Origin of the sequence: Methylibium rhizosphaerae (assembly GCF_006386545.1) — a bacterium.
Lineage (GTDB): Bacteria > Pseudomonadota > Gammaproteobacteria > Burkholderiales > Burkholderiaceae_C > Pseudorivibacter > Pseudorivibacter rhizosphaerae.
The window spans coordinates 260,381-285,712 of record NZ_SWAR01000001.1; the positions used below are offsets into that span (position 1 = coordinate 260,381).

The 25,332-nt window shown below is 67.9% G+C and carries 20 protein-coding genes; 12 read left to right on the forward strand and 8 right to left on the reverse strand.

Features of this window, described 5'->3' with window-relative positions; all coding sequences use genetic code 11:
* Window positions 1-130 precede the first annotated feature (130 nt).
* The 3 genes from dnaG (at window position 131) to E8D38_RS01110 (ending at window position 5,724) form a co-directional block, all read left to right on the forward strand.
* On the forward strand, window positions 131-2,008 hold the full coding sequence (gene dnaG, locus E8D38_RS01100; RefSeq protein WP_140625864.1) for a DNA primase: 1,878 nt from the start codon (window positions 131-133) through the stop codon (window positions 2,006-2,008).
* A 329-nt stretch (window positions 2,009-2,337) separates the two neighbouring features.
* Window positions 2,338-4,581: an RNA polymerase sigma factor RpoD gene (rpoD, locus tag E8D38_RS01105; protein ID WP_140625865.1), complete on the forward strand. Its 2,244-nt coding sequence runs from the start codon at window positions 2,338-2,340 to the stop codon at window positions 4,579-4,581.
* 207 nt (window positions 4,582-4,788) lie between these two features.
* A complete protein-coding gene (locus E8D38_RS01110) occupies window positions 4,789-5,724 on the forward strand; it encodes an adenylate/guanylate cyclase domain-containing protein (RefSeq protein WP_140625866.1) in 936 nt (311 codons plus the stop codon).
* Between the two features lie 16 nt (window positions 5,725-5,740).
* Here E8D38_RS01110 and E8D38_RS01115 read toward each other — a convergent pair whose 3' ends face one another.
* Window positions 5,741-6,427, reverse strand: a complete 687-nt coding sequence (locus E8D38_RS01115; protein ID WP_140625867.1) for an HAD family hydrolase — start codon at window positions 6,425-6,427, stop codon at window positions 5,741-5,743.
* 101 nt (window positions 6,428-6,528) lie between these two features.
* Between E8D38_RS01115 and E8D38_RS01120 the strand changes: the two genes are divergently transcribed.
* Together E8D38_RS01120 and hemH are read left to right on the forward strand one after the other, a co-directional pair.
* A complete protein-coding gene (locus E8D38_RS01120; RefSeq protein ID WP_140625868.1) occupies window positions 6,529-9,786 on the forward strand; it encodes a PAS domain S-box protein in 3,258 nt (1,085 codons plus the stop codon).
* Window positions 9,786-10,880 (forward strand): ferrochelatase, encoded by a 1,095-nt coding sequence (gene hemH, locus E8D38_RS01125; protein WP_140625869.1) that lies wholly within the window; start codon window positions 9,786-9,788, stop codon window positions 10,878-10,880. The genes E8D38_RS01120 and hemH overlap by 1 nt, the downstream gene beginning before the upstream one ends.
* Window positions 10,881-10,882: 2 nt before the next feature.
* On the opposite strand, the gene E8D38_RS01130 is transcribed toward hemH, so the two are convergent.
* Complete coding sequence (locus E8D38_RS01130) at window positions 10,883-11,569, reverse strand: hypothetical protein (RefSeq protein WP_140625870.1); 687 nt, start codon at window positions 11,567-11,569, stop codon at window positions 10,883-10,885.
* Between the two features lie 136 nt (window positions 11,570-11,705).
* Here E8D38_RS01130 and E8D38_RS01135 point away from each other — a divergent pair, with 136 nt between their 5' ends.
* Window positions 11,706-12,725: a TolB-like translocation protein gene (locus E8D38_RS01135; RefSeq protein WP_140625871.1), complete on the forward strand. Its 1,020-nt coding sequence runs from the start codon at window positions 11,706-11,708 to the stop codon at window positions 12,723-12,725.
* Between the two features lie 29 nt (window positions 12,726-12,754).
* Here E8D38_RS01135 and E8D38_RS01140 read toward each other — a convergent pair whose 3' ends face one another.
* The 3 genes from E8D38_RS01140 to E8D38_RS01150 form a co-directional block, all read right to left on the reverse strand.
* Window positions 12,755-14,266 (reverse strand): tripartite tricarboxylate transporter permease, encoded by a 1,512-nt coding sequence (locus E8D38_RS01140; protein ID WP_140625872.1) that lies wholly within the window; start codon window positions 14,264-14,266, stop codon window positions 12,755-12,757.
* 13 nt (window positions 14,267-14,279) lie between these two features.
* Window positions 14,280-14,795, reverse strand: a complete 516-nt coding sequence (locus E8D38_RS01145) for a tripartite tricarboxylate transporter TctB family protein (RefSeq protein ID WP_140625919.1) — start codon at window positions 14,793-14,795, stop codon at window positions 14,280-14,282.
* Window positions 14,796-14,865: 70 nt separating this feature from the next.
* Window positions 14,866-15,825 (reverse strand): Bug family tripartite tricarboxylate transporter substrate binding protein, encoded by a 960-nt coding sequence (locus E8D38_RS01150; protein WP_140625873.1) that lies wholly within the window; start codon window positions 15,823-15,825, stop codon window positions 14,866-14,868.
* A 112-nt stretch (window positions 15,826-15,937) separates the two neighbouring features.
* On the opposite strand from E8D38_RS01150, the gene E8D38_RS01155 reads away from it, so the two are divergent.
* From E8D38_RS01155 to E8D38_RS01165, 3 genes are read left to right on the forward strand one after another with little or no spacing between them, the layout of a single operon-like run.
* Complete coding sequence (locus E8D38_RS01155; RefSeq protein ID WP_140625874.1) at window positions 15,938-16,612, forward strand: response regulator transcription factor; 675 nt, start codon at window positions 15,938-15,940, stop codon at window positions 16,610-16,612.
* Complete coding sequence (locus E8D38_RS01160; RefSeq protein ID WP_246099298.1) at window positions 16,609-18,045, forward strand: sensor histidine kinase; 1,437 nt, start codon at window positions 16,609-16,611, stop codon at window positions 18,043-18,045. The genes E8D38_RS01155 and E8D38_RS01160 overlap by 4 nt, the downstream gene beginning before the upstream one ends.
* Window positions 18,042-18,482: an RNA-binding S4 domain-containing protein gene (locus E8D38_RS01165; RefSeq protein ID WP_181178878.1), complete on the forward strand. Its 441-nt coding sequence runs from the start codon at window positions 18,042-18,044 to the stop codon at window positions 18,480-18,482. Before E8D38_RS01160 ends, E8D38_RS01165 begins: the two co-directional genes overlap by 4 nt.
* Here E8D38_RS01165 and E8D38_RS01170 read toward each other — a convergent pair.
* The 3 genes from E8D38_RS01170 to E8D38_RS01180 all read right to left on the reverse strand — a co-directional run bounded on the left by E8D38_RS01170 (window position 18,437) and on the right by E8D38_RS01180 (window position 21,190).
* The gene (locus E8D38_RS01170; RefSeq protein WP_140625875.1) at window positions 18,437-18,976 is read right to left on the reverse strand and encodes an MgtC/SapB family protein; all 540 of its coding nucleotides are present in this window, start codon (window positions 18,974-18,976) and stop codon (window positions 18,437-18,439) included. The genes E8D38_RS01165 and E8D38_RS01170 overlap by 46 nt on opposite strands.
* Before the next feature lie 124 nt (window positions 18,977-19,100).
* Window positions 19,101-20,288 carry a DUF5666 domain-containing protein gene (locus tag E8D38_RS01175; RefSeq protein WP_140625876.1) on the reverse strand — a complete coding sequence of 396 codons (1,188 nt, stop codon included), beginning with the start codon at window positions 20,286-20,288 and terminating at the stop codon, window positions 19,101-19,103.
* Window positions 20,285-21,190 (reverse strand): DUF6502 family protein, encoded by a 906-nt coding sequence (locus E8D38_RS01180; RefSeq protein ID WP_140625877.1) that lies wholly within the window; start codon window positions 21,188-21,190, stop codon window positions 20,285-20,287. Before E8D38_RS01180 ends, E8D38_RS01175 begins: the two co-directional genes overlap by 4 nt.
* Before the next feature lie 183 nt (window positions 21,191-21,373).
* On the opposite strand from E8D38_RS01180, the gene grpE reads away from it, so the two are divergent.
* The 3 genes from grpE (at window position 21,374) to dnaJ (ending at window position 25,215) form a co-directional block, all read left to right on the forward strand.
* The gene (gene grpE / locus E8D38_RS01185) at window positions 21,374-21,910 is read left to right on the forward strand and encodes a nucleotide exchange factor GrpE (RefSeq protein WP_140625878.1); all 537 of its coding nucleotides are present in this window, start codon (window positions 21,374-21,376) and stop codon (window positions 21,908-21,910) included.
* Between the two features lie 115 nt (window positions 21,911-22,025).
* The gene (dnaK, locus tag E8D38_RS01190) at window positions 22,026-23,975 is read left to right on the forward strand and encodes a molecular chaperone DnaK (RefSeq protein ID WP_140625879.1); all 1,950 of its coding nucleotides are present in this window, start codon (window positions 22,026-22,028) and stop codon (window positions 23,973-23,975) included.
* Window positions 23,976-24,060: 85 nt separating this feature from the next.
* Window positions 24,061-25,215 carry a molecular chaperone DnaJ gene (gene dnaJ, locus E8D38_RS01195; RefSeq protein WP_140625880.1) on the forward strand — a complete coding sequence of 385 codons (1,155 nt, stop codon included), beginning with the start codon at window positions 24,061-24,063 and terminating at the stop codon, window positions 25,213-25,215.
* The last annotated feature ends 117 nt before the right edge of the window (window positions 25,216-25,332 follow it).

Genomic DNA, 25,332 nt, shown 5'->3' on the forward strand with positions numbered 1-25,332 from the left:
GGCCTGCGAACCGCCGGCGGGGTGTTGTCCCTGACGCTACGGCCACTACAGCCGGCGTCGCGCGATCGCTCGTGACAATCTGCCCGCCCGGCGCCCGGCCGAGGTCATGCAGCGTGTTCGATAGACTCGCCTGGTGATTCCGCAACCCTTCATCCAGGAACTGCTCGCCCGCACCGACATCGCCGAGGTGGTGGGCCGCTACGTGCAGCTCAAGAAGGCCGGCATCAACCTCAAGGGCCTGTGCCCTTTCCACGGCGAGAAGACACCCAGCTTCATCGTCAGCCCCACCCGCCAGACCTATCACTGCTTCGGCTGCGGAGCGCACGGCAATGCGGTGGGCTTCCTGATGGAACACGCCGGCATGGGGTTCATCGACGCCGTGCGCGACCTCGCCCAGCAATGCGGACTGCAGGTGCCCGAGGACGACAGCACCCCCGAGGAACGTGAGCGCGCCAAGGCGCTGAAGGAGCGCCAGTCCACCCTGACCGACGTGCTGGCGAAGGCAGCCGAGCACTACCGCAAGCAGCTCAAGGCCAGCCCGCGCGCCGTGCAGTACCTGAAGGGTCGCGGGCTGACGGGAGAAATCGCGGCCCGCTTCGGCCTTGGTTACGCCCCCGAAGGCTGGCGAGGCCTCGCCAGCGTGTTCCCGCGGTACGACGACCCGCTGCTGGCCGAAAGCGGCCTCGTCATCGTGCAAGGCGACGAAGGCGAAGAGCAGAAACGCTACGACCGGTTCCGCGACCGTGTGATGTTCCCGATCCGCTCGGTGCAGGGTGAGGTCATCGGCTTCGGCGGCCGGGTGCTCGACAGCGGCGAACCCAAGTACCTCAACTCGCCCGAGACGCCGGTCTTCGTGAAGGGCCGCGAGCTCTACGGGCTGTACGAGGCGCGCGCCGCGCTGCGCGAACGCGGCTACGTACTGGTGACCGAGGGCTACATGGACGTCGTGGCGCTCGCACAGCTCGGCTTTCCCAATGCGGTTGCCACACTGGGCACCGCATGCACCGCAGAGCATGTGCACAAGCTGTTCCGCTTCACCGACCGCGTGGTGTTCAGCTTCGACGGCGACGCTGCCGGCCGGCGCGCCGCCGCACGGGCGCTCGAGGCTGCCCTGCCTCATGCCAGCGACACCCGCAGCATCAAGTTCCTGTTCCTGCCGACCGAACACGACCCGGACTCCTACGTGCGGGAATTCGGCAGCGAGGCCTTCGAGCGATGCGTGAACGACGCCGTGCCGCTGTCGCAGCAGCTCATCGAACACGTGCGCGAGGACTGCGACCTGGGCACCGCCGAGGGCCGCGCCCACATGCTGGCCAATGCCAAGCCACTAGTCCTGCAACTGCCAAGCGGGCTGCTTCGCGAACAGCTCGTGGCGGAGCTGGCGGGCATGGGTGGGGTCACGGCAGAGCAGCTGGCGCAGCACTGGGGTGGGGGCGCCAGGCCACAGTCGCCCGCCCGGCAGAACGCGGGCCCCGGCCCGCGCACGGAGCGGTCCGCCACCGCTCCTTCGCACTCCGCGCCGCGCACGCCGCCGCGGGCGGTTCGCCATCAGGCGGCCACGCTGCTCGACCGCGCCGCCTGGATGCTGCTGCACCGCAGCGAACTGTCAGAGCACCTGTCGGGCTCCTTGCACGACCTGCTGGGCGGCCAGCCGCAGCCCTATGGCGACTTCTTTCGCTGGCTCGACCGAACGGTGCACGATCACGGCCCCCTGGCGCGCGCCGCGCTGGTGGAGCAGCTCGAGCAGGACGCCGAAGCGGCGGTGTTCGGCCCGCTCGTTTCGCGCCTCAACGCCATGCATGAGGTCCCCGACGAGGCCGATCCGATGAAGGACCTGGAGGTGACGCTCTTGCGCCTGCGCATGCAGGCGCTGCGAGAGCAGCAGGAAGCCCTGGCGGCTGCTGGCGACCTGTCCGAGCCGGTGAAGACCAGGCTGCGCGAGCTCAAGGCCGAGCAGGACGAGCTCACGGCCGCCATTTCGGCCGCCACAGCCCCGCCGGGGCGCTGATTTGCGCCCACTTTTGACGAACGCGTGTCAATCGACGATAATTAAGGGTTTGTTACTGCGGCAAGAGTGACAGCAGCACCTCCGGGCCCCGGCCACCCGCGACACGGGTTACATACAGGCCACCCTTTCCCCGCAAGGGCTGCACCTCTAAGACGTCCACGCGATCTTGCCCGTCGGTAGCTCGTTAGACCGTCCGCCCGCCGTGCTTTGCACTGTGGGGCCGCGGCCTTTGCCGAAGTCTTGCCAAACCCATCGTTGGCCCGCACCTGGCATGGAATCCGCTGCATGAGCACGTCACGAGCCCGAGCCTTCACCATCCGAGGAACCGCATGACCGCGAAGAAGAGCGCCCCCACCCCGGCAGCGAAGTCCGTTGCCGCCAAGCCCGCCGCCAAAGGCGGCAAGGCCGTCGAGGCTGAAGACAAGAAGACCAAGGCCACGGCCGCAGCCAAGCCTGCCGCCAAGGCTGCGGCTGCCACTTCCGACGAACCCAAGGGCAAGCGCGGGCGCAAGCCGAAGGCCGCCACCGAGTCCAAGAAGGCTGGCGCAGCCGACGGCGAGGAAGAAGACTTCTCCGACGTCGAGGCCGAGTTCGACACCGAGGCCGAAGGCGAAGCCCTGCCCGAAGAAGGCAGCGACGACAAGCCCAAGGCCAAGCCGCTGCGCATGAAGGTGTCGCGCGCCAAGGAGCGCGCGCTGATGCGCGAGTTCGGGCTCGACGAGACCGCGCTCACCGAAGAGGAAGTCAACAAGCGCCGCCAGGAGCTCAAGACCCTCATCAAGATGGGCAAGACCCGTGGTTTCCTGACGCACCAGGAAATCAACGACCACCTGCCTGAGAAACTGGTCGAAGCCGAGATCCTCGAGGCCATCGTGTCGATGCTCAACGACATGGGCATCGCGGTGTACGAGCAGGCGCCCGACGCCGCCACGCTGCTCATTTCGGGCAGCAACACCTCCACCGCCACCGAGGAAGAAGCCGAAGAAGAAGCCGAGGCGGCTCTTTCGACGGTGGATTCCGAATTCGGCCGCACCACCGACCCGGTGCGCATGTACATGCGCGAGATGGGCACGGTGGAACTGCTCACGCGCGAAGGCGAAATCGAGATCGCCAAGCGCATCGAAGGCGGCCTGCAGGCCATGATGCTGGCGATCTCCGAGTCGCCCACCACCATCGCCGAGATCCTGGCGATGGCCGACAAGATCGCCGCCAGCGAAGTGCAGATCTCCGACGTGGTCGACGGCTTCGTGTCGGAAGACGAGGCCGACGACTACGTGGCTGAAGAGGACGTCGACTTCTTCGACGAAGAGGACGACGACGACGGCAACGGCGGCTCCAAGGCGCTCACCAAGAAGCTCGAGGAACTGAAGGCCCAGGCGCTGACGCGCTTCGGCGAACTGCGCACGCACTTCGAGCGCATGCGCAAGGCCTACGAGAAGGAAGGCTACAAGTCGCCGGCCTACAACAAGGCCCAGCTGGCGGTGAGCGCCGAGATCACCAGCATCCGCTTCACGGTCAAGACCATCGAGCGGCTGTGCCAGATCCTGCGCGACCAGGTCGACGACATCCGCCGCTACGAACGCGAGCTGCGCAAGATCATCGTCGACAAGTGCGGCATGCCGCAGGAGTACTTCATCAAGCACTTCCCGCCCAACGCCTTGAACCTCAAGTGGGCCGAGAAGGAAGCTGCTTCGGGCAAGCCCTACAGCGCGGTGATGGGCCGCAACCTGCCGCCCATCCAGGACCTGCAGCAGAAGCTGATCGACCTGCAGGCGCGCGCGGTGGTGCCGATCGAAGACCTGAAGCTCATCAACAAGAAGATGAACCAGGGCGAGGCCAGCTCTCGCGAAGCCAAGCGCGAGATGATCGAGGCCAACCTGCGCCTCGTGATCTCGATCGCGAAGAAGTACACCAACCGCGGCCTGCAGTTCCTCGACCTCATCCAGGAAGGCAACATCGGCCTGATGAAGGCGGTGGACAAGTTCGAATACCGCCGCGGCTACAAGTTCTCGACCTATGCGACGTGGTGGATCCGCCAGGCCATCACACGCTCGATCGCCGACCAGGCCCGCACCATCCGCATCCCGGTTCACATGATCGAGACGATCAACAAGATGAACCGCATCTCGCGCCAGCACCTGCAGGAGTTCGGCTTCGAGCCGGATGCGCCGACGCTGGCTGAGAAGATGGAGATGCCCGAGGACAAGATCCGCAAGATCATGAAGATCGCCAAGGAGCCGATCTCCATGGAAACGCCGATCGGCGACGACGACGATTCGCACCTGGGCGATTTCATCGAGGACACCAACAACACCGCGCCGATCGAAGCGGCCATGCAGGCCGGCCTGCGCGACGTGGTGAAGGACATCCTCGATTCGCTCACCCCGCGCGAGGCCAAGGTGCTGCGCATGCGTTTCGGCATCGAGATGTCCACCGACCACACGCTGGAAGAAGTGGGCAAGCAGTTCGACGTGACTCGCGAGCGCATCCGCCAGATCGAAGCCAAGGCCATCCGCAAGCTCAAGCACCCGAGCCGCTCGGACAAGCTCCGGACCTATCTGGACAATCTCTGATTGGCCGGATGGGCCACCGCCGCAGGCGGTGGGCGATTGCGCAGCAAGCGCACCGGGCTTGCGCCGCCAGGCACAAGCTCCGGACCTATCTGGACAATCTCTGATTGGCCGGATGGCGATCAGCACGGAAAGCCCGGCAAAGCCGGGCTTTTTCTTTGTTGCCTTTCACATTGCAGGACTAAACTGCGGGTGACTTCACGAATCACGATGACCAGCGCCGTCGTTCGCACTGTCCTGTTCGCCGACCTGCGTGGCAGCACTTCGCTGTACGAGACGCTCGGCAACGCCGAGGCCGCCTCCGTGGTGACGCAGAGCGTGGCCTTGCTGGCGCAGATCGTGGTGAGCTGTCAGGGGCGCGTGATCAAGACGCTCGGCGACGGCCTGATGGCGGTGTTCGAGCGTGCGCAGGAGGCGGTCACGGCCGCCGACGAGATGCACGAATCGCTCGAACGCATCGTGAGCCTGCCCGGCAACCCCGGCCGTGCACCGGCGATGAAGCTGCAGGTGGCGGTGGCCCACGGCGAGATCATCGAGGTCGACAACGATTGCTTCGGCGACGCGGTGAACGTGGCCGCGCGGCTGCTCGACGCCGCCGGCGACAACGAAACCCTGGTCACCGGCAGCGTGCTCGACCACCTGGACCGCAGCCAGCACGAGCGCTTTCGCCACCTCAACCGCATGCAGCTGCGCGGCCGGCAGGAACCGGTGGAGGTATTGCGCATGGAAGGCCGCCGCTTCAGCGACGCCATCTCCACCGCGTTCCAGGACTCCCCGCCGTCCTACGCGCCCGATGGCATCCGTCTCGTCGGCCAGAACCTCAACCGCGTGTTCGCCGGGACCAGCCTGCCCGTCATCCTCGGGCGCAGCCCCGAAGCCACCTACTGCATCGACGACACCCGCGTGTCGCGCTCGCACGCGCGCATCGAATGGCACGGCGGCAACTTCCAGCTCACCGACCTCAGCTACAACGGCACCTACGTGCGCTACGGCAACCAGGCGGAAGTGGTGACCCTCAAGCGCGGCACCTGCGTGCTGCACGGCAGCGGCATCATCTGCCTGGGGGCATCGCCCAGCGACGCCACCGTGCCCACGGTGCGCTTCGAGGTGCTGTCGTTCTCGGACACCGAGCCGCAGTTCCCCTGAATCCCGGCGCCGCCCCTCAGGCTTCCAGCAGGTCCGCCAGGGTCAGGAGTTCGGCCACCACGTGCGTGGCCTGCGGTTCATGCGTGTGGCTGGCCCCGGCCCGCCGCACCCAGACCGCAGGGTGGCCGGCGTTGAGCGCGCCGAACACGTCCAGGTGCGGGTCGTCGCCCACGTGGAGCACTGCATGCGCAGGCTCGCCCAGTCTCCGGCAGGCCTCGCCGAAGATGCGCGCATCGGGCTTGCCGACGCCGAACTCGCGGGCACCGACGCAGCCGCTGAAGTACTGGGCGAGCCCCACACGCTTCAGGTCGGCGTTGCCGTTGGTCAGGGCCAGCAGCGGGTAGCGGCGCGCCAGGCGCTCCAGGGCCGGGAGCACGTCGTCGAACAGCTCGACCTTCTGCCGCTCGGCAAAGAAGTACTCGAAGGCAGGCACCGCCAGGGCCGGGTCGTCATCAGCGGCCAGCAGGGCCTGCCTCAGGCTTTCGAGGCGCATCGCACTGAAGTCGTGCGCCAGGTCGGGGCGGTCGACCTCCACCCGGTCACGCAGGGCGCGCAATGCGGCAACGTCGTGCCGCTGCGCCGTGGCAGGCGCGTGCTCGACGAGCCAGGCGTGCAGCTGCCGCTCCGCCCGCTCGATGGTCGGCCAGATGGGCCACAGGGTGTCGTCCAGATCGATGGAGAGCGCACGGATCGCACGGGGCATGTGTACTGCAGAGCAACATGAGATAGGCCCCAGAGTGTCGCTCACCTCCATTACAGTCGGACATCCCTTCCGGTGGCCGAGCCTCACGCGCACCGACCCGCATGTCCCCAGACCCGCTGCCACCCGACAAGCTCCAGCGACTGCGTGTACTGGAGCAGTTGCGTGTCCTGGACACGCACGACGAGCCCGCCTATGACGCCATCGCGCGGCTGGCCGCCGACCTCACCGGCAGCCCGATCGCGCTGGTAAGCCTGGTCGACGAGAACCGCCTGTGGTTCAAGGCGCGGGTGGGGGCCGCAGTCCACGAGGTGCCCAGCGACGCTGCGTTCTGCGTGCAGGCGATCGCCGGCGACGAGGTGTTCGTCGTGCTGAACGCCGCCGACGACGCCCGGTTCGCCGCCCACCCCACCGTCTCGGGCGCACCCCGCCTGCGCTTCTATGCCGGCGCCCCCATCACCGTGGCCGGCTGCCGCATCGGCACGGTGAGCGTCCTGTCGCCCGAAACGCGTGGCCTTTCGGAGCGGGAGCGCCGCACCTTGCAGGACCTGGCCGTCGCCGCCGGCTCGCTGCTCGAGGCACGCCTGCGCGAACAACGCTCCCGCCAGCAGGAAGAGAGCGTGCGCAAGGCCGCCTCCGCACTTGCGGCGCAGCAGGCGCGTTCGCATGAAGTGCAAGTGCAGCTCGGCGCCATGCTGGCGGCCGTGCCGGACCTGTGGTTCCTGATGGACCGCGAGGGCCGCTATTTGCAGTGCAGCGCCCCGGGGCATCCGATGCTGCCGCAGCCCTTCGAGCAGATGCAGGGCCGACGCCTGCACGACGTGCTGCCCGAGCACCTGGCCAGCATCATCGCTCGCGGCATCGCCGCGGCCCTGCAGGCCGAACAGGTCCAGCGCATCGAGTACGAACGCGTCACGCCCGATGGTGTGCTGCGGCACCTGGAGGTTCGCATCTCGCCGGTGCAGGACGGCCGCACGCTGCACCTCGTGCGCGACCTGACCGACCTGCGCACTCTCGAACGCGACGTGCTCGTCATGCAGCGCGTGCTCGAGGCCGACGCGTCCCTGCCGATCACCGTCACCGACGCCACCCTGCCCGACCAGCCGCTGATCTACGTGAACCCGGCTTTCGAGCGTCTGTCGGGCTATCGGCGCGACGAGGTGATCGGCCACAACTGCCGCTTTCTCAATGCCGGCTATCGCGACCAGGCGGCGCTCGACGAGCTGCGCCATGCGCTCGCCGAGGGACGCGCCAGCACCGTGCTGCTGCGCAACGCGCGCAAGGACGGCAGTGCCTTCATCAACGAGTTGCACGTGGCGCCCATACGCGACGCGGCAGGCCGGGTCACGCACTTCATCGGCGTGCACACCGACGTCACCGAGCGCACCCGCGCCGCCGAGAAGCTGCGGGTGAGCGAGGAGCTGTACCGCTCGGTGGCCGGCGCGATCAGCGACGGACTGCTGGTGGTGACGCAGGACCACGGCGTGGCCGCCGTCAACCCGGCCGGCTGCCGCATCCTCGGCATGCGCCAGGATGAAGTGGTGGGCGGGCCGCACGCCCCGCCGCTGCAGTTGCTCGATGAACGGCTGGCCCCCCTGCCGCCCGATTCGCACCCGGTGTGGACGGTGCTGGCCGGCGGGTCTTCCCTGCTCGATCGGGTGTTCGCGCTGCACCGCCCCGACGGCGACCTGCGCTGGCTGAGCGTGAGCTGCCAGCCGCTGCGGCTGCAGCCGGGCGACCTGCCGTTCTCGGTGGTGGTGACTTTTCGCGACATCACCGAACAGCGCCGGGCCGAGCAGGCGCTGCTGGTCAGCGAGGAGCGCTGGAAGTTCGCGCTCGAAGGCAGCGGCGACGGCGTGTGGGACTACGACGGCGACAGCAACACCGCCTTCTATTCGCGGCGCTGGAAGGAGATGCTCGGCCATGCCGAGCATGAGATCGGCACCTCGCTCGCCGAGTGGCGCCAGCGCGTGCATCCGGACGACAAGGAGCGGGTGTTCGAGGAGATCCGCCGCTACCGCGCGGGCGAGATCCCGGCCTACGAGATCGAGTACCGCATGCGCCATCGCGACGGGCACGACATGTGGATCCTCGACCGCGGGAAGATCGTCGCCCGGCGGGCGGACGGCTCGCCGCTGCGGGTGGTGGGCACCCACCGCGACGTGACGCGCCAGAAGCTCACCGAGGAGGCCCTGCGCGACAAGCAGGCGGCAGAGCTCGCGAACCGGGCAAAGACCGAGTTCCTGTCGCGCATGAGTCACGAGATGCGCACGCCGCTGAACGCAGTGATCGGCTTCGCGCAGCTGCTCAAGCTGCAGCAGAGCCCCAGCGTGACCAACCGGCCCACCTACGCCGACCACATCCTGCAGGCTGGCCAGCACCTGCTGGCGCTGGTCAACGACGTGCTCGACCTGCAGCAGGTCGAAGAGGGCCGCGTCTCGCTGAACATCGCGCCGGTGGCGCTGGCCGAGTTGGCCGCGCGCTGCACCGAGCTGCTGGCGCCCATGGCGCAGGCCCGCGGCGTGACATGCACCAACGCCGTCACCGAAGCTGCGGCTCAGCGCCGCGTGTGGGCCGACAAGCAGCGGCTTCGCCAGGTGCTGCTGAACGTGGCCTCCAACGCGATCAAGTACAACCGCCCCGGCGGCCACATGCGCATTTCCGTCGAATCTGCCGGCGACGAGCGCCTCGCCCTGCTGGTCGAGGACAACGGCTACGGCATGACCAGCGAACAGATGAGCCGTCTGTTCCAGCCCTTCGAGCGTCTCGGCCGCGAGACCTCCGCCATCGAAGGCACGGGGCTGGGCCTCATCATCGCGCGCGGCCTCATCCAGGAAATGGGTGGTAGCCTCGCCGTGGCCAGCCGCCCCGGCGTCGGGACGCAGGTGCGCATCGAGCTGCCGTCGCCGCTCGACGCACGCCGCAGCGAACACGCCGTGTTCGCGCCTTCCGTGCATGGCCTTCCGCTCGATCAAGAACAAAGGAAACCTGACCGCATGCGCATGCTTTATGTCGAGGACAACCGCATCAACGCTCTGCTCTTCGAAGAGACCCTGAAGCTGCGCGGCCACATCGAGCTGCGCGTGGCCGAGGACGGTGAAGAAGCCCACGTCATCGCCAGCGAATGGCGGCCCGACGTGCTGGTACTCGACGCGCACCTGCCCGGCCTCACCGGCTTCGAGGTGCTGCAGCAGTTGCGCCAGCTGCCCGGCCTCGCCGACGTGCCGGCGTTCATGTGTTCGGCCGACGCCATGCCGGAGGACGTGCAGCGTGCACTCGCGGCGGGCTTCGTCGGCTACTGGACCAAGCCGATCGACGTGCACAAGGTGATGGCCGACCTCGACGTGCTGCAGCAGTCCTGATGAAGTTCCGACCCGAACCCCCGCACCAGCATGGCCGGCCCGCGCGCACCGGCGTGCTGCTGGTCAACCTGGGCACGCCCGATGCGCCCACCGCGCCGGCGGTGCGCCGCTACCTCGCCGAATTCCTCGGCGACCCGCGTGTCGTGGAGATCCCGGCGCTGGTGTGGAAGCCCATCCTGCACGGCATCATCCTGCGCACCCGGCCGGCCAAGTCGGCCGCCAAGTACGCCACCATCTGGACCCCCGAGGGCTCGCCGCTCGCGGTGTGGACGGCCAGGCAGGCGGCCCTGCTGCGCGGCTACCTCGGCGAGCGCGGTCATCGCGTGCTGGTGCGCCATGCCATGCGCTACGGGCAGCCCGGCATCGCGTCGCAGCTCGATGCCTTGAAGGCCGAAGGCGCCGAACGCGTGCTGGTGCTGCCGCTGTACCCCCAGTATTCGGGCACCACGACGGCCAGCGTGTTCGATGCGGTGCAGGCCTGGGCCCGCAGCACCCGCCGGCTGCCCGAGCTGCGTTTCGTGAACCGCTACCACGACGAGCCGCTGTACATCGAAGCGCTCGCCAAGCGCCTGCTCAACCACTGGATGGCCCACGGCCGGCCCGAGCGCCTGGTGTTGAGCTTTCATGGCGTGCCGCGGCGCACGCTGGAGCTGGGCGACCCCTACCACTGCGAATGCCGCAAGACCGCGCGGCTGCTGGCCGCCCGCCTGGGGCTGTCGGCACAGGAGGTGGTGGTCACCTTCCAGAGCCGATTCGGCAAGGCCGAGTGGCTCAAGCCCTATACCGAACCGACGCTGGTGGAGCTCGCCCGCGGCGGCGTGAGGCGTGTCGACGTAGCCTGCCCCGGCTTCACGAGCGACTGCCTCGAAACCCTGGAGGAGATCGCCCAGGAAGCGCGCGAGGCCTTCCTGCATGCGGGCGGTCAGGAGTTCCACTACGTCCCCTGCCTCAACGACCAGCCCGAGTGGATCGCTGCGCTTTGCCACATCGCGATGCGCCACATGGCGGGCTGGCCCACCCAGCCGGTGCCGGGCGACGAGGCAGCGCTCGAGCAGCAGCGCGGGCGTGCCCTGGCTCTGGGCGCGCAGCACTGAGTTCAGGCCGCGCCGCTGTTGCGGTTGCGCGCCGTGCGCCAGCCTTCGGGCACCTGGATCAGGTGCACCAGCACCTGCTCGCGCTTGGCGTTCCGGTTGCTGAGCGCGGCGTACTTGTCGTAGAGCGCGTCCATCTCGGCCTGCAGCGCCGCCCGCTCGGCTTCGGTGAGCCACAACCGAGCCCAGTAGTAGATGAAGTCGTCGCGCAGCGACGAGCCCGGCTTGGGCATGATGGTCGAGAAGACGCCGCTCGTGTCGCTGGACGTGATGCACAGCTCGAGCTCGGACGACTGCCGCTCCAGCGACTCGGCCAGCGCGGTGAGCGCATGCTGCTTCCAGCGCGAATGGAAGTTCTCGAACACGTCTTCGTAGCTGGCCAGCGGCGCGTTCATCAGGCCCACGCGCAGCTTGTCGGCCACGCAGCGGTAGAAGCGCACCTTGTGCCGCGGCCGCCTCTCCACATGCACCTCGCGGATCAGCCCCACCTCGAGCAGGCGGTCGATCCAGTAGCTCATCGCGTTCTTCCTGATGCCCAGCTCGCGCGCCGCGCCGGCGAGGTCGATGGCCTTGCCGAGGAAGGGCTTCAGATACAGCCGCTTCTTGGGATACCACAGCACGTCGATGGCATCGGGCTGCTCGACCCGCAGTTCGTCCATCGCGGCCCAGCCGCTCGGTTCTTCGTTCGGCACGTCGTCTTCTCGTTCCCGGGGGTCACCGCCTCGACCGATTGCGCCCACCGTTCAGATTCAACGCTGTGATTTGAACCGTGGGCGCCCTAGCCTTCTGCCGCTTCAACAGAGAAACGGCAGGAAGGAAAGGATTGTCATGACGATCAGCATCTCGAAGGCGTGGCTCGCCGCCCTAGTTGTAGGGATGGCCCTGGTAACAGCATGTGGTGGCGGCGGAGGCGGCGACGACGGCGGCGGCACCACCCCGCCGCCTGGCGGCAATCCGCCGGCCACCGGCGAATATCAGCCCGGACGCCTGTGGCACGACAACTACGCGCTCGACTACCGCAGCGGCACGCAGATCGCGTCGGCCGGCGACGCCCCGGTACAGGTCACGCCCAAGCTGCCGGCCCGGCCCTGGCCCGACGGTGCCCAGTACGCCACCGCCGACTGGAACGTCTACGACGACTACACAGACATCGTCGTCACCGAGACCGCGAGTTCACAGGTGCGCTACAGCACCCGCGTGGACGGCTACTTCCGCGACATCCGGCCGTCGCCCGCCAGCAAGGACATGATCATCGGCACCTGGGGCGAAGACTCCACCTCGGACGCCACCGACGTGTTCGTCGACCTCGCCGGCATGAAGGTGCTGGCCAGCATGGACACCGCCAGCGGCTCGCTCAACTGGCTGCCCGACGGTCGCTACATCCACATCACGCCGGCCGGCGCCATCACGGTGGGCACCGTCGGTGGGGCATCGCAGCCGCACGGCCAGCTCGCGCTGCCGGCAGCCCATGAGGTGGCCTATGTGTGGGTCAACCGCCAGGGCACGCAGATGGCGCTGCGGCTGCTGCATGCCGAGGGCGGCAGCACCGAGTCCGACATCTGGGTGTCGGCTCTTGACGGCAGCGGCCTGGGCCGCCTCACCATCACCAAGCTGAGCCACCTGGCGCGCTGGTCGCCCGACGGCACCCGCATCGCCTTCGACGTGGACACCGGGCACTTCTGCAACGGCGTTGGCTGCGTGGGCACCTGCGAGGTCTGGCACGCCGCAGCCACCGACCGCAACGTGCGGGCCCTGCCCGCGGTGGGCGACGCGCTGCGCTTTCGCGTGAAGGACCGAGCAGGCAGCGAGCAGCGGCTGGGCTGTGACCTGCTCGGCTGGACAGACTAGGGCTGCTGCCTGCAGCCCCGGCCCCTGCCTCAGCCTTCGGCCTGCAGCTTGGCGCCGCGCCGCTTGTTGAACAGCTTCATGAGGCGCGGCAGCACCACCAGCCCCACCACGATGGCCAGCAGCGTGGCCGACAGCGGGCGGTCGATGAACACCGACCACCGGCCCTCGCCGATGGACAGCGCGTTGCGCATCTGCGCCTCGGCCAGCGGGCCGAGGATCATGCCCACCACCACCGGCGCCGTCGGGAAGTCGAAGCGACGCATCATCACGCCCAGCACACCCACGCCGAACATCATGAAGAGGTCGAAGGCGCTCTGGCGCATGCCGTACACGCCCACGGTGGCGAAGATCAGGATGCCGGCGTACAGCTGCGGCTTCGGGATCTTGAGCAGCTTGACCCACAGGCCCACCATCGGCAGGTTGAGCACCAGCAGCATGATGTTGCCGATGTACAGCGACGCGATCATGGCCCACACCAGCGCAGAGGAGGTCTGGAACAGCTGCGGCCCGGCCTGGATGCCGTAGTTCTGCAGCGCACTCAGCAGGATGGCCGCCGTGACCGAGGTGGGAATGCCCAGCGTCAGCAGCGGCACCAGCGTGGCGGTCACCGCCGAGTTGTTGGCTGCCTCCGGCCCGGCCACACCTTCGATCGCGCCGACGGTGCCGAACTCTTCAGGATGCTTCGACAGCTTGCGCTCGGCGGCATAGCTCAGAAAGGTGGGGATCTCGGAGCCACCTGCCGGGATGGTGCCGAACGGGAAGCCGAGGAAGGTGCCGCGCAGCCAGGCCGGCCACGAGCGGCGCCACTCGGCGCGCGTCATGTGCACCCGGTTCATGCTGTTCAGCTCCGAGCTGCTGCGGCCTTCGTACAGCGCGTTGTAGAGCGTCTCGCCGACGGCGAACAGGCCCACGGCCACCAGCACCACCTCGATGCCGTCCATGAACTCGGGAATGCCCTCGGCATAGCGCACCTGGGCCGTGATCTGGTCGATGCCCACCAGCCCGATGGCCAGGCCGATGAACAGCGCCGTCATGCCGCGCAGCGTGCTCTTGCCCAGCACCGCGCTCACCGTCACGAAGGCCAGCAGCATGAGGCAGAAATACTCGGGCGGCCCGAGCTTCACTGCGAAGTCGGCCACGAAGGGGGCGAACAGCGTGACCAGCACGGTGGCGATGGTGCCGGCCACGAAGGAGCCGATCGCCGAGGTGGCCAGGGCCGCGCCGGCGCGGCCGTTCTTGGCCATCTTGAAGCCTTCGAGCGCCGTCACCATCGTGCCCGTCTCGCCGGGCGTGTTGAGCAGGATGGAGGTGGTGGAGCCGCCGTACATCGCGCCGTAGTAGATGCCGGCGAAGAAGATCATCGAGGCCGTGGGCTCGACCTGCGACGTGATGGGCAGCAGCATCGCCACCGTGACTGCCGGGCCGAGGCCGGGCAGCACGCCGATGGCCGTACCGATGGCGCAGCCGACGAAGGCCCACAGGAGGTTGATCGGCGTGGCAGCCGTGGCGAAGCCGCCGAGAAGCTGGGTCCAGAGTTCCATACTGCAGCTTCCTTTACAGCCAGCCGGTGCCGGTGAGACCCGGCAGATTGATCGCGAGCAACTTGGTGAACAGCCAGAACACCGGCGCGGAGATCGCGATGCCGGTGGCAAGGTCGATCACGCTCTGGCGCAGGCCGCCTGCGGGCTTGCCCTCGGCGCCGCGCAAACCACGCACGGCCAGCGCAAAGCACAGGGCGCAGGCCAGCACGAAACCGATGGTCGTGATGAGCGCCGCATTGGCCAGCACGCCGGCCGACACCCAGGCCAGCGCAACCCAGTCACCCCGCACCGAACCCGAAGGCGGATCCATTTCCCGGAAACCGCCGGTTCGCGATTCCCACACCAGCATCGCCCCGCAGACCACGAGCGCGATCGAGACGATCCACGGCAGGAAGTTGGGACCCACGCCGGCATAGCCGGCCGCCGAAGGAATGGACCAAGCACCCCACCCCAGCAGGACACCGATGACGAGCACACCGGCACCGACCAGGGTCTGATGAAAGGGCGAGGCCGCCTGAGGTTCAGACATACGTATTTCTCGGATCAGGAAAAGCAAAAAGGGGCTGACCTGGAGTCAGCCCCGCGGCGCGAAGGCCGCCTCAGACCATGCCGGCTTTCACCATCGTGGCGCGCAGCGATGCGAACTCGCGATCCACGAATTCGGCGAACTGCGTGCCGACCATCCAGGCGGAAGTCCAGCCGTTCTTTTCCATCGACTCGGCCCACGACTTGGTCTTGGTCGCCTTGAGGATGGCGTCGCCCAGCGCCTTGGCCTGGTCCGGCGTGATGCCGGGGGCGCCGTACACGCCGCGCCAGTTGCCGATCTCGACGTTGATGCCCTGCTCCTTCAGCGTGGGCACGTTGATGCCCTTCAGCCGCGCAGCCGAGGTGACTGCGATGGCGCGCATCTTGCCGCTTTCGATGTACTGCGCGAACTCGCTGTAGCCGCTGCCGCCCACCGTGATGTTGCCGCCCAGGATGGCCGCGGTGGCCTCGCCGCCCCCACGGAACGGCACGTAGTTGATCTTGGCTGCGTCGACGCCCACTTCACGGGCGATCATGGCCGCCGCGATGTGCTCGGTGGAGCCGCGCGAACCGCCGCCCCACTTCACGCTGCCGGGGTCCTTCTTCATCTGCTCGACCACGTCTTTCATGGTCTTGAGCGGCGAATCGGCCGGCACGACGAACACGTTGTATTCGCTGGTCAGGCGGGCGATCGGCGTGGCCTGGGTGAGCGACACCGGCGGCTTGCCGGTGATGATGCCGCCCAGCATCACGGCGCCCATCACCATGATGGCGTTCGGATCGCCCTTGCTGGCATTGACGAACTGCGCCAGGCCGATGGCGCCGGCGGCGCCGCCCTTGTTCTCGAAGGTCACCGACGAAGCCACGCCGGCTTCCTGGAGGGCCTTGCCGAGCGCGCGGCCGGTGGTGTCCCAGCCGCCGCCGGGGTTGGCCGGGATCATCATCTTGATGCTGGCGTTCGCCCGCGCCGACATCGGCAGGGTGCCCGCGGCGGCCAGCGCCACCATGGACTTCAGGAATGTGTCTCGACGCATGTTTGTCTCCTGTGTGTGGGATACAGCCCCTGCATGTTCGGCACTCTGCCTGTCAGTCGGCTGTCGGGCGAGTAGGGGCAAATGCTAATGTGTCGGGGTTCGAGAGGCCCTCATGAAGCTGCTGCTGATAGAAGACGATCCCACCATGCAAGCCACGCTGCAGCGCGCCTTCGAGCGTCGCGGCATGCAGGTCGTGGCCTGCGGCGACGGCACCCGTGCGCTCGACCGCTGGCGCGCCAGCGCACCCGACGTCGTGGTGCTCGACCTCAGCCTGCCCGGCATGGACGGCCTGCAGGTGCTGCAGCAGGCGCGCGCGCAAGGCCACAAGACGCCGGTGCTCATCCTCACCGCGCGAGGCACCGTCGGCGACCGCGTGCTGGGCCTCAACACCGGCGCCGACGACTACCTGCCCAAGCCCTTCGACCTCGACGAGCTGGAAGCCCGCGTGAAGGCGCTGGCACGGCGGGTCGGCTCGCCAGCCGAGGCGCGCCGCGAGTTCTGCGGCATGAGCTGCGACGAGGAAAGCGGCGCCATCTACTTCAAGGATGAGGTGATGGAACTGCCGCCGCGCGAGGCGGCGCTGCTGCGCGCGCTGCTGGCGCGGCCCGGCCATGCGGTGGCCAAGGAGCGCCTGTTCGAGCTGGTGTTCCCTGGCGAGCACGAGGTGCAGTACGAGGCGATCGAGGTGGTGGTGTACCGCCTGCGGAAGAAGCTCGCCGACACCGGTGCGCAGCTGGTCACGCTGCGCGGCCTGGGCTACCTGCTGAAGGCGCAGGCGTCCACATGACGGCCCCGCCCGCCGGGCCGCCGCGCCGGTCCATGACCCTGCGGGGTCGGCTGATGCTCGGCATCCTGGTGCCGGTGGCGGTGTTCATCTTCATCAACACGGTGAGCCTGTACCGCCAGGCGCTCGAAGCGGCCGACACCGCCTACGACCGCACGCTGCTGGCCTCGGCCAAGTCGCTCGGCGAGCTGCTCGAAGTCACCGGCAGCGGCGCCAGCGTTCAGCTGCGGGCCACGGTGCTGTACTCGGCGCTCGAAGCCTTCGAGGCCGACAACCGCAGCCGCATCTACTACAAGGTCACCGGTTTCTCGGGCGAGATGGTTTCGGGCTTCGAGGACCTGCCGGCATGGAAAGGCAGCCTGCCGCGCAAGGGGCCCTATGCCGCGCTGGTGGACTTCTACGACGACGAGTACCGCGGCCAGCCGGTGCGCATGGCGGTGCTGCTGCAGCCGGTGGCCGGCATCGCAGGCCAGGGCATGGCCACCATCCAGGTGGCCGAGACGCTCGAGCTGCGGCGCACGCTGGCCCGCAAGGTCCTCATCGACACCCTGTGGCGCCAGGCAGCGCTGGTGGCCGTGATCGCGCTGGTGGTGGTGGTGGTGGTGCAGCGGGCGACGCAGCCGGTGCGCCGGCTGAGTGCCGACCTGGCCACCCGCCGCGAAGGCGACCTCGCACCGATCGACTCGCCCGACGCCCCGCGCGAGCTGCAGCCGCTGGTGGAAGCCACCAACGACGTGATGACCCGCCTGCGCCACCTGCTCGCCCACCAGAAACGCTTCGTGAGGGACGCCTCTCACCAGCTGCGCACCCCGCTGGCGGTGCTGAAGACGCAGGTCCAGTCGGCCCTGCGCGGCGACGTCGATCCCACCCAGGCCCTGCACGAGATCAACACCACGGTGGACCGCGCCACCACCCTGGCCAACCAGATGCTGGCCCTGGCCAAGGTGGAGCAGTTGCGCCAGCAGGGCGACGCACCGGTGGTCGACTGGGCCGACATCACGCGCGCCGTGGCGCTCGACCTTTCGGCGCTCATTGCCGACCATCAGCTCGACTTCGACATCGAGACGCAGCCGGCCCCGGTGCGCTCGCACGAATGGGCCCTGCGCGAGCTCACCCGCAACCTGCTGCACAACGCCATCAAGCACACGCCCCAGCAGGGCAGGCTGTCGATGCGGCTGGTGAGCGACCCGCGCTATGCAGCGCTCACCATCGCCGACAGCGGGCCGGGCATTTCACCCGAGCAGCAGCAGCGGCTGTTCCAGCCGTTCGCCGCCGGCGACCTGCGCAGCGGCTCCGGACTGGGCCTGGCCATCTGCGAGGACATCGTGCGTTCGCTGGGCGGCAGCATCTCGCTGGAGAACCGCCAAAACCACGGCCGCGTGTCGGGCCTGGACGCGGTGGTGCGCATCCCGCTGGAACAAAATCCGGGCCAATGAGCCACGACAAGACCGCACCCACCGCCCCCGCCGCCCGCATGCGCCTGGACAAATGGCTCTGGGCCGCCAGGTTCTTCAAGACCCGCAGCATCGCCGTCGAAGCCATCGACAAGGGCCGGGTGCTGGTGGGCGACCAGCCGGCCAAGCGCTCGCGGGACCTGCATGTGGGCGACGTGCTGAGCGTGCGCCAGGGCAGCGGTACCGAGCTGCCGCGCGTGGTGGTGGTCAAGGCGCTGAGCGAAGTGCGCGGGCCGGCGCCGGTGGCCCAGGCGCTCTACGAAGAGACGGCCGAGAGCATCGCCGCCCGTGAAGCGGCCGCCGAGCGCCGCCGCTATGCCGCCGAGCCGGCCGACACCATCGAGCAGGGCCGCCCCACCAAGCGCGACCGCCGTCAGCTCGCCGACTGGGACCGCTGGAGCGCCTCGCTCGACGAGTGAGCCTGCCGGTCGGCGCGGCGCCTGGCGCGCGCCTCCAGCCGCAGCAGGATCGCCAGGATGCCGAGCGCCAGCAGCGTGCTCACGATGGCGGTCATCTCCCGGCCCATGCCGGCGGCCACGCCGATGGCCGCGGTGGTCCAGATGCTGGCAGCGGTGGTGAGGCCGCGCACCAGCCGGCCGTCACTGAGCTTGATGATCGCCCCGGCACCCAGGAAACCCACGCCGGACACCACGCCTTGCAGCACCCTTGTGAGGTCGGCGTTCGACACGCCGGCCTCCAGCGGCACCAGCACGAACAGCGCCGCGCCGAGCGCCACCAGCATGTGGGTGCGCAGGCCGGCGGCGCTGTCGCGCATCTCGCGTTCGTAGCCGAGCACGGCGCCCAGCAGCACGGCCATCGACAGGCGCAGGCAGACCCGTGTGGCCTGCTCGACGTCGCCCATGTCGGAGAACTCCGACTGCAGCGTGGTCCAGATGCGGCTGAAGGTGTCCATGCAGCAAGGCTGTGAACCCCCGCCCCGGCTTCACTGTATGCAGTACCGGTGGAGCCGACCGCCGGACTGCACGGCATGTTGCCGCCGGACGGCTCCTACAGGGCCGTGCAGACCGGGTGCGCGCCTACCGGCACTGCACGATTTCGGCCTGCACGCCGCCGTTCACGATGCCGGCGGTCACCGAAACGTCCTGCCCATTGCTCAAGGTCGTGCGGCAGGCCGGCGGGCGGAAGTCGGTGGCGGTCGAGTAACCCACGGTGACACCACGCACCTCGAAGGTCTGCGCGACGGCATCGAGGCCGGAGACTGCCCCGCTGAGCTGCACCTCGGAATCGCCCGCCTGCTTGTTGCGGATCTTCACGTGCGAGGCATCGAAGCTGCCGTCATTGGCGAAGCTGCCGCGCACCTGCACGTACTGGCCGTTTGCCAGCGTGGTATTCGCCGGGGTCACGATCGCGTTGGTATGGCGGACCACCACGCCGTTGAGCTCGAAGCTGCTGCCGGTGAGGTTGCCGACCACACCGCCAACCCAGGCGTCGACGCCAGGGTTCTCGGCGCGCTTGATGCGCACGCGGTTCGCCGTCAGCGTCTGCTGGCCGCTGGTTGCATCGGTGACCACGTTCTGCCCGAACACGACGACCGCCTGGCCGTTCGCCAGCATGCGGCTGGCCGGCACCACTGTGGCGGTGGCGGCGTCCACCCGCAGCTGACCCAGCTTGAACACGGAGGCGGAAGCGCCCGTGCCGAGTTCGCTCACCACACCAGCCACGCGCAGGTAGGCGGGCAGCGCCGCGAGCTTCTCGATGCGGGAGGCCTGCACATAGGTCACGCCGGCGCCGTCGCGACGGATCGGCCCGTGAATTTCCACCGCGTCGCCCGGCTGCACTTCGGCCAGGCTCGCATAGCCGACCAGCAGCGTGGCCGGCCCGGCATTCGGGTCACTGTTCACCTTGATGGTCTGCGACAGCACCGTCAACGTGTCGGGGAGCGTCACCGCACTCACCGGGCCCACGACCTGTGCTTCGATGCGAATGACTTCGGCGGCGGTGGTGCCCGACAGGCTCATCTCCACCTGCTGGCCGAGCTTGACGGTGGCCGGGATCACACCCCCTGGTCCGTGATCGACCTGGACGGAAGCCCGCGAGTCGTCGAACGCGGTGCCATCGACGATCACGCTGCCGAAGCCGGTGACCGAACCTTCCGAATAGCCCACCGGGCTGCCGGTGCCGCCCGAGCCGACGCCGCCGCCGCAGCCGGCCAGCCAGGCCGCCAGCGACACGGCCGCGACGGCCGACTTGATGTACCAGGTCATTTCGATCTCCCAACGGATGGCTTGGCGCTGTCGTCGGCGCCGCCTTCTCGCATCGATTCAAAGTAGTAATAGACGCCGAAGCGCATGCGCATGGCTGCCAGCAGCGGGTCGAGAGACTCGTCATGCTGCACCTTCTGGGTGGCTTCGGCCACCATGCGCTCGAAATCGCCTTTCCACAACTCCCGGGCCAGCGTGCCCAGCGCCTCGACCGAGGCCATGCTCAGGCCGTCGGCGAACACGCTCTGCTCCAGGAACCGGGGGGCCGGGCGAGTGAGGTTGTGGACCGCGGCGGCCAGGTGGTCGGCCGTATTGGCCGCGAGCAGCGCTGCGGCCTCGGCCTGGCCGGCCGCCGGAACGAAGGTGTCTGCCTGCAGCTCGACCTCGTCGCCCTGAAGCGTGCCCAGGCCCAGGCGCACCAGCTCCTCGAGCAGCGTGCGCGGATGCACGTCGGTGCAGACCTCCCGAGCCAGCGATTCGAAGCTCGGCGCCGGGCCGGCGCGCTGCAGGCGGCGGGGCCGCCCGTCAGCCCCGCGGAAGCGCGGGTCGCTCACCCAGCGGGTGAACAGTTGCGACACCGGCGTGGGACTCAGCGCGGCAGCGGCGTCGGGCCCCTGGGTGCCACCCGCCAGTTGCCGCACGTCCTTGCGGTGCACCCCGGACATCACGCTCAGCGCAGAATCGGTGATCTTTGCGCCGCCTTCGGCCAGTTCGGCGCGCGCCACTTCGACGAACAGCGGCTTGAGCGCCGCGGCGAGCGCGCCGTAGCGCACTCCGCTGCGCAGCAGCCAGCGCACCAGCGGCACCAGCACCGCCAACGCATGCTGCAAGGCCTGTTCGGCCTGAGCGTCCTGGGGGGAAGCCGGTACTGCAGGGTCGGAATGCGGCGGAGACGAGTCGGTCATTGGGTGCCCACAAGGTGGCTGGGATTATTTCCCACCCTTCGCCCCATTACCAAGCTTGACATTGCGAAAGTTGCCGGCAAGTGGTCAGCAGTCGTGAGGAAGTTGTGAAAAATTTCTTGGGAAACCCTCTTGAATGCACGGGCAAGGCCCTCAGGTAGCGCCCGATCGAAATGGATGCCGGACATGTCAGACGCACAAAATCCCCAGACGAATCAACAAGTTGCACCCGGAGCTGAAGGGCCGGACAGCGCGGCGCCGCAGGTTTCGCCGGCCGATCGCCTGGCCGAACTCGAAGCCAAGCATGCCGAAGTGGCCGATGCCTACCTGCGGGCCAAGGCCGAGGTCGAGAACATGCGCCGGCGCGCGGACGAGGAAATCGCCAAGGCCCGCAAGTTTGCCGTGGAGAGCTTCGCCGAGAGCCTGCTGCCGGTGAAGGACAGCCTGGAGGCGGCGCTGGCCATCCAGAACGCCACCAACGAGCAGTTGCTCGAAGGCACCCATGCCACGCTGCGCCAGCTCGGCGCGGCGCTCGAGCGCAACAAGGTGGTCGAGGTCAACCCGCCGGCCGGCACGAAGTTCGACCCGCACCAGCACCAGGCCATCAGCATGGTGCCGGCCGAGCAGGAGGCCAACACGGTGGTGGCCGTGCTGCAGAAGGGCTACCTGATCGCCGACCGCGTGCTGCGGCCCGCCCTCGTGACGGTGGCCGCACCCAGGTGAGCCCCTTGCGGGCCTTGATGTGGAGCAAGCGATTTCCACAGCCTCCCGCGCTTGAAATACCGACAGTTATTCACAACTAGACGACAACCAAATCCGGTCTCAAGGAGTACAGAACATGGGCAAGATCATCGGCATCGACCTGGGCACCACGAACTCGTGCGTGGCCATCATGGAAGGCAACAACACCAAGGTCATCGAGAACAGCGAAGGTGCGCGCACCACGCCGTCGATCGTGGCCTACCAGGAAGACGGCGAGATCCTCGTCGGCGCCTCCGCCAAGCGCCAGGCCGTCACCAACCCCAAGCACACCTTCTATGCGGTGAAGCGCCTGATCGGTCGCAAGTTCACCGAGAAGGAAGTTCAGAAGGACATCGACCTGATGCCCTACAAGATCGTGGCGGCCGACAACGGCGACGCCTGGGTCGAGGAGCGCGGCAAGAAGCTGGCGCCGCCCCAGGTGAGCGCCGAGGTGCTGCGCAAGATGAAGAAGACCGCCGAGGACTACCTCGGTGAGGAAGTGACCGAAGCCGTGATCACGGTGCCGGCGTACTTCAACGACTCGCAGCGCCAGGCCACCAAGGACGCCGGGCGCATCGCCGGCCTCGAGGTCAAGCGCATCATCAACGAGCCGACCGCCGCCGCGCTGGCCTTCGGCCTCGACAAGCACGGCAAGGGCGATCGCAAGATCGCGGTGTTCGACCTGGGCGGCGGCACGTTCGACATCTCGATCATCGAGATCGCCGACGTGGACGGCGAGAAGCAGTTCGAAGTTCTGTCGACCAACGGCGACACCTTCCTGGGCGGCGAGGACTTCGACCAGCGCATCATCGACTACATCATCAGCGAGTTCAAAAAGGAACAGGGCGTCGACCTGTCGAAGGACGTGCTGGCGCTGCAGCGCCTGAAGGAAGCCGCCGAGAAGGCCAAGATCGAGTTGTCGAACAGCACGCAGACCGACATCAACCTGCCCTACATCACCGCTGATGCGTCGGGTCCGAAGCACCTGAACATCAAGCTCACCCGTGCCAAGCTCGAAGCGCTGGTCGAAGACCTGATCGAGCGCACGATGAAGCCTTGCGAAACCGCCATCAAGGACGCCGGCGTGCGCGTCGGCGAGATCGACGACGTGATCCTGGTGGGCGGCCAGACCCGCATGCCCAAGGTGCAGGAGAAGGTCAAGGAGTTCTTCGGCAAGGAGCCGCGCAAGGACGTCAACCCTGACGAAGCCGTGGCCGTGGGTGCTGCCATCCAAGGCCAGGTGCTCGGCGGCGAGCGCAAGGACGTGCTGCTGCTCGACGTGACCCCGCTGTCGCTGGGCATCGAGACGCTGGGCGGCGTGATGACCAAGATGATCACGAAGAACACCACGATCCCGACGAAGTTCTCGCAGACCTTCTCGACCGCCGACGACAACCAGCCGGCGGTGACGATCAAGGTGTTCCAGGGCGAACGCGAGATGGCCTCGGGCAACAAGCTGCTGGGCGAGTTCAACCTCGAAGGCATCCCGCCCGCGCCGCGCGGCACGCCGCAGATCGAAGTGACCTTCGACATCGACGCAAACGGCATCCTGCACGTGGGCGCGAAGGACAAGGCCACCGGCAAGGAAAACAAGATCACCATCAAGGCGAACTCGGGCCTGAGCGAAGACGAGATCCAGAAGATGGTGAAGGACGCCGAGCTCAACGCGGCTGAAGACAAGAAGAAGCTCGAACTCGTGCAGGCCAAGAACCAGGCCGACGCCATGGTGCACAGCGTGCGCAAGAGCCTCACCGAGTACGGCGAGAAGCTCGAGGCCGCCGAGAAGGAGAAGATCGAGGCCGCGATCAAGGACGTGGAAGAAGCCCTGAAGGGCGAGGACAAGGCCGAGATCGAAGGCAAGACCGAGGCGCTCATGGCAGCGAGCCAGAAGCTGGGCGAGAAGATGTACGCCGACATGCAGGCCGCGCAGGGCGCAGCCGGCGCGGCAGGGGCTGCACCGGGCGGCGAAGCCCCGCAGTCCGAAGCCAAGCCGGGCGACGACAACGTGGTCGATGCCGAGTTCAAGGAAGTCAAAGACAAGAAGTAATCGAACGCTTGAGCCCACCGTTGTGAGCCACCCCCGTGGGCACCGCATGCACACGGGGGGTTTTTGCGTTTAGAGGGCAATCCACATGGCAAAGCGTGACTACTACGAGATCCTCGGCGTCGCCAAGAATGCGAGCGACGAGGACATCAAGAAGGCTTATCGCAAGCTGGCGATGAAGCACCACCCTGACCGCAACCAGGGTGACGATGCAAAGAAGGCGGAAGAGAAATTCAAGGAGGCCAAAGAGGCCTACGAGATGCTCTCCGATGCGAAGAAGCGCGCGGCCTACGACCAATACGGCCATGCGGGCGTGGACCCGAACATGGGGGCCGGCGGCTTCCGCGGCGGGCCCGAGGGCTTCGGCGGCTTTGCCGAGGCCTTCGGCGACATCTTCGGCGACATCTTCGGCGGTGCCCAGGGTGGCGGCGGGCGCCGGGGTGCCGGCGGGCCGCAGGTCTACCGCGGCAGCGACCTGTCGTACGCGATGGAGATCTCGCTCGAGGAAGCCGCCAACGGCAAGGAAACGCAGATCCGCATCCCGAGCTGGAGCGAATGCGAGACCTGCCACGGCTCGGGTGCCAAGCCCGGCACGAGCGCCAAGACCTGCCCGAGCTGCCATGGCTCGGGCACGGTGCACCTGCGCCAGGGCTTTTTCTCGATCCAGCAGACCTGCCCGCATTGCCACGGCAGCGGCAAGATCATTCCGGAGCCCTGCACCACCTGCAACGGCCAGGGCCGCGTGAAGCAGAACAAGACGCTGGAGGTGAAGATCCCCGCCGGCATCAACGAAGGCATGCGCATCCGCTCGGCCGGCAACGGCGAGCCGGGCATGAACGGCGGGCCGCCCGGGGACCTCTACATCGAGATCCGCATCCGGCAGCACGACATCTTCGAGCGCGACGGCGACGACCTGCACTGCACGGTGCCGGTCAGCATCACGCTGGCAGCGCTGGGCGGCCCGATCGAGGTGCCCACACTCTCAGGCAAGGCCGAGATCGACCTGCCCGAGGGCACGCAGCACGGCAAGACCTTCCGGCTGCGCGGCAAGGGCATCAAGGGCGTGCGCTCCAGCTACCCCGGCGACCTGTACTGCCACGTGGCGGTCGAGACGCCGGTCAAGCTCACCGAGCACCAGCGCAAGCTGATGAAGGAGCTGGACGAGTCGCTCAAGAAGGGCGGCGAGCGCCACTCGCCCAATGCCAAGAGCTGGACGGACCGGGTAAAAGATCTGTTCAAGTAGCCGGCAAGTTCTACCGACTACCTTTCGCCTCCCCCAAAAGGGCGCCTGCATGGCGCCCTTTTTTCGTGAAAGCTTGCTTGCCTTTCCCGCCGAAACGGCCGATACAGCGCAACGGGC

Excerpts from the sequence above, each read along its gene's own strand:
- rpoD (WP_140625865.1), top strand. The coding sequence starts at position 2,338 with ATGACCGCGAAGAAGAGCGCCCCCACCCCGGCAGCGAAGTCCGTTGCC.
- E8D38_RS01110 (WP_140625866.1), top strand. The coding sequence starts at position 4,789 with ATGACCAGCGCCGTCGTTCGCACTGTCCTGTTCGCCGACCTGCGTGGC.
- E8D38_RS01115 (WP_140625867.1), bottom strand. The coding sequence starts at position 6,427 with ATGCCCCGTGCGATCCGTGCGCTCTCCATCGATCTGGACGACACCCTG.
- E8D38_RS01120 (WP_140625868.1), top strand. The coding sequence starts at position 6,529 with ATGTCCCCAGACCCGCTGCCACCCGACAAGCTCCAGCGACTGCGTGTA.
- hemH (WP_140625869.1), top strand. The coding sequence starts at position 9,786 with ATGAAGTTCCGACCCGAACCCCCGCACCAGCATGGCCGGCCCGCGCGC.
- E8D38_RS01135 (WP_140625871.1), top strand. The coding sequence starts at position 11,706 with ATGACGATCAGCATCTCGAAGGCGTGGCTCGCCGCCCTAGTTGTAGGG.
- E8D38_RS01140 (WP_140625872.1), bottom strand. The coding sequence starts at position 14,266 with ATGGAACTCTGGACCCAGCTTCTCGGCGGCTTCGCCACGGCTGCCACG.
- E8D38_RS01145 (WP_140625919.1), bottom strand. The coding sequence starts at position 14,795 with ATGTCTGAACCTCAGGCGGCCTCGCCCTTTCATCAGACCCTGGTCGGT.
- E8D38_RS01150 (WP_140625873.1), bottom strand. The coding sequence starts at position 15,825 with ATGCGTCGAGACACATTCCTGAAGTCCATGGTGGCGCTGGCCGCCGCG.
- E8D38_RS01155 (WP_140625874.1), top strand. The coding sequence starts at position 15,938 with ATGAAGCTGCTGCTGATAGAAGACGATCCCACCATGCAAGCCACGCTG.
- E8D38_RS01160 (WP_246099298.1), top strand. The coding sequence starts at position 16,609 with ATGACGGCCCCGCCCGCCGGGCCGCCGCGCCGGTCCATGACCCTGCGG.
- E8D38_RS01165 (WP_181178878.1), top strand. The coding sequence starts at position 18,042 with ATGAGCCACGACAAGACCGCACCCACCGCCCCCGCCGCCCGCATGCGC.
- E8D38_RS01170 (WP_140625875.1), bottom strand. The coding sequence starts at position 18,976 with ATGGACACCTTCAGCCGCATCTGGACCACGCTGCAGTCGGAGTTCTCC.
- E8D38_RS01175 (WP_140625876.1), bottom strand. The coding sequence starts at position 20,288 with ATGACCTGGTACATCAAGTCGGCCGTCGCGGCCGTGTCGCTGGCGGCC.
- E8D38_RS01180 (WP_140625877.1), bottom strand. The coding sequence starts at position 21,190 with ATGACCGACTCGTCTCCGCCGCATTCCGACCCTGCAGTACCGGCTTCC.
- grpE (WP_140625878.1), top strand. The coding sequence starts at position 21,374 with ATGTCAGACGCACAAAATCCCCAGACGAATCAACAAGTTGCACCCGGA.
- dnaK (WP_140625879.1), top strand. The coding sequence starts at position 22,026 with ATGGGCAAGATCATCGGCATCGACCTGGGCACCACGAACTCGTGCGTG.
- dnaJ (WP_140625880.1), top strand. The coding sequence starts at position 24,061 with ATGGCAAAGCGTGACTACTACGAGATCCTCGGCGTCGCCAAGAATGCG.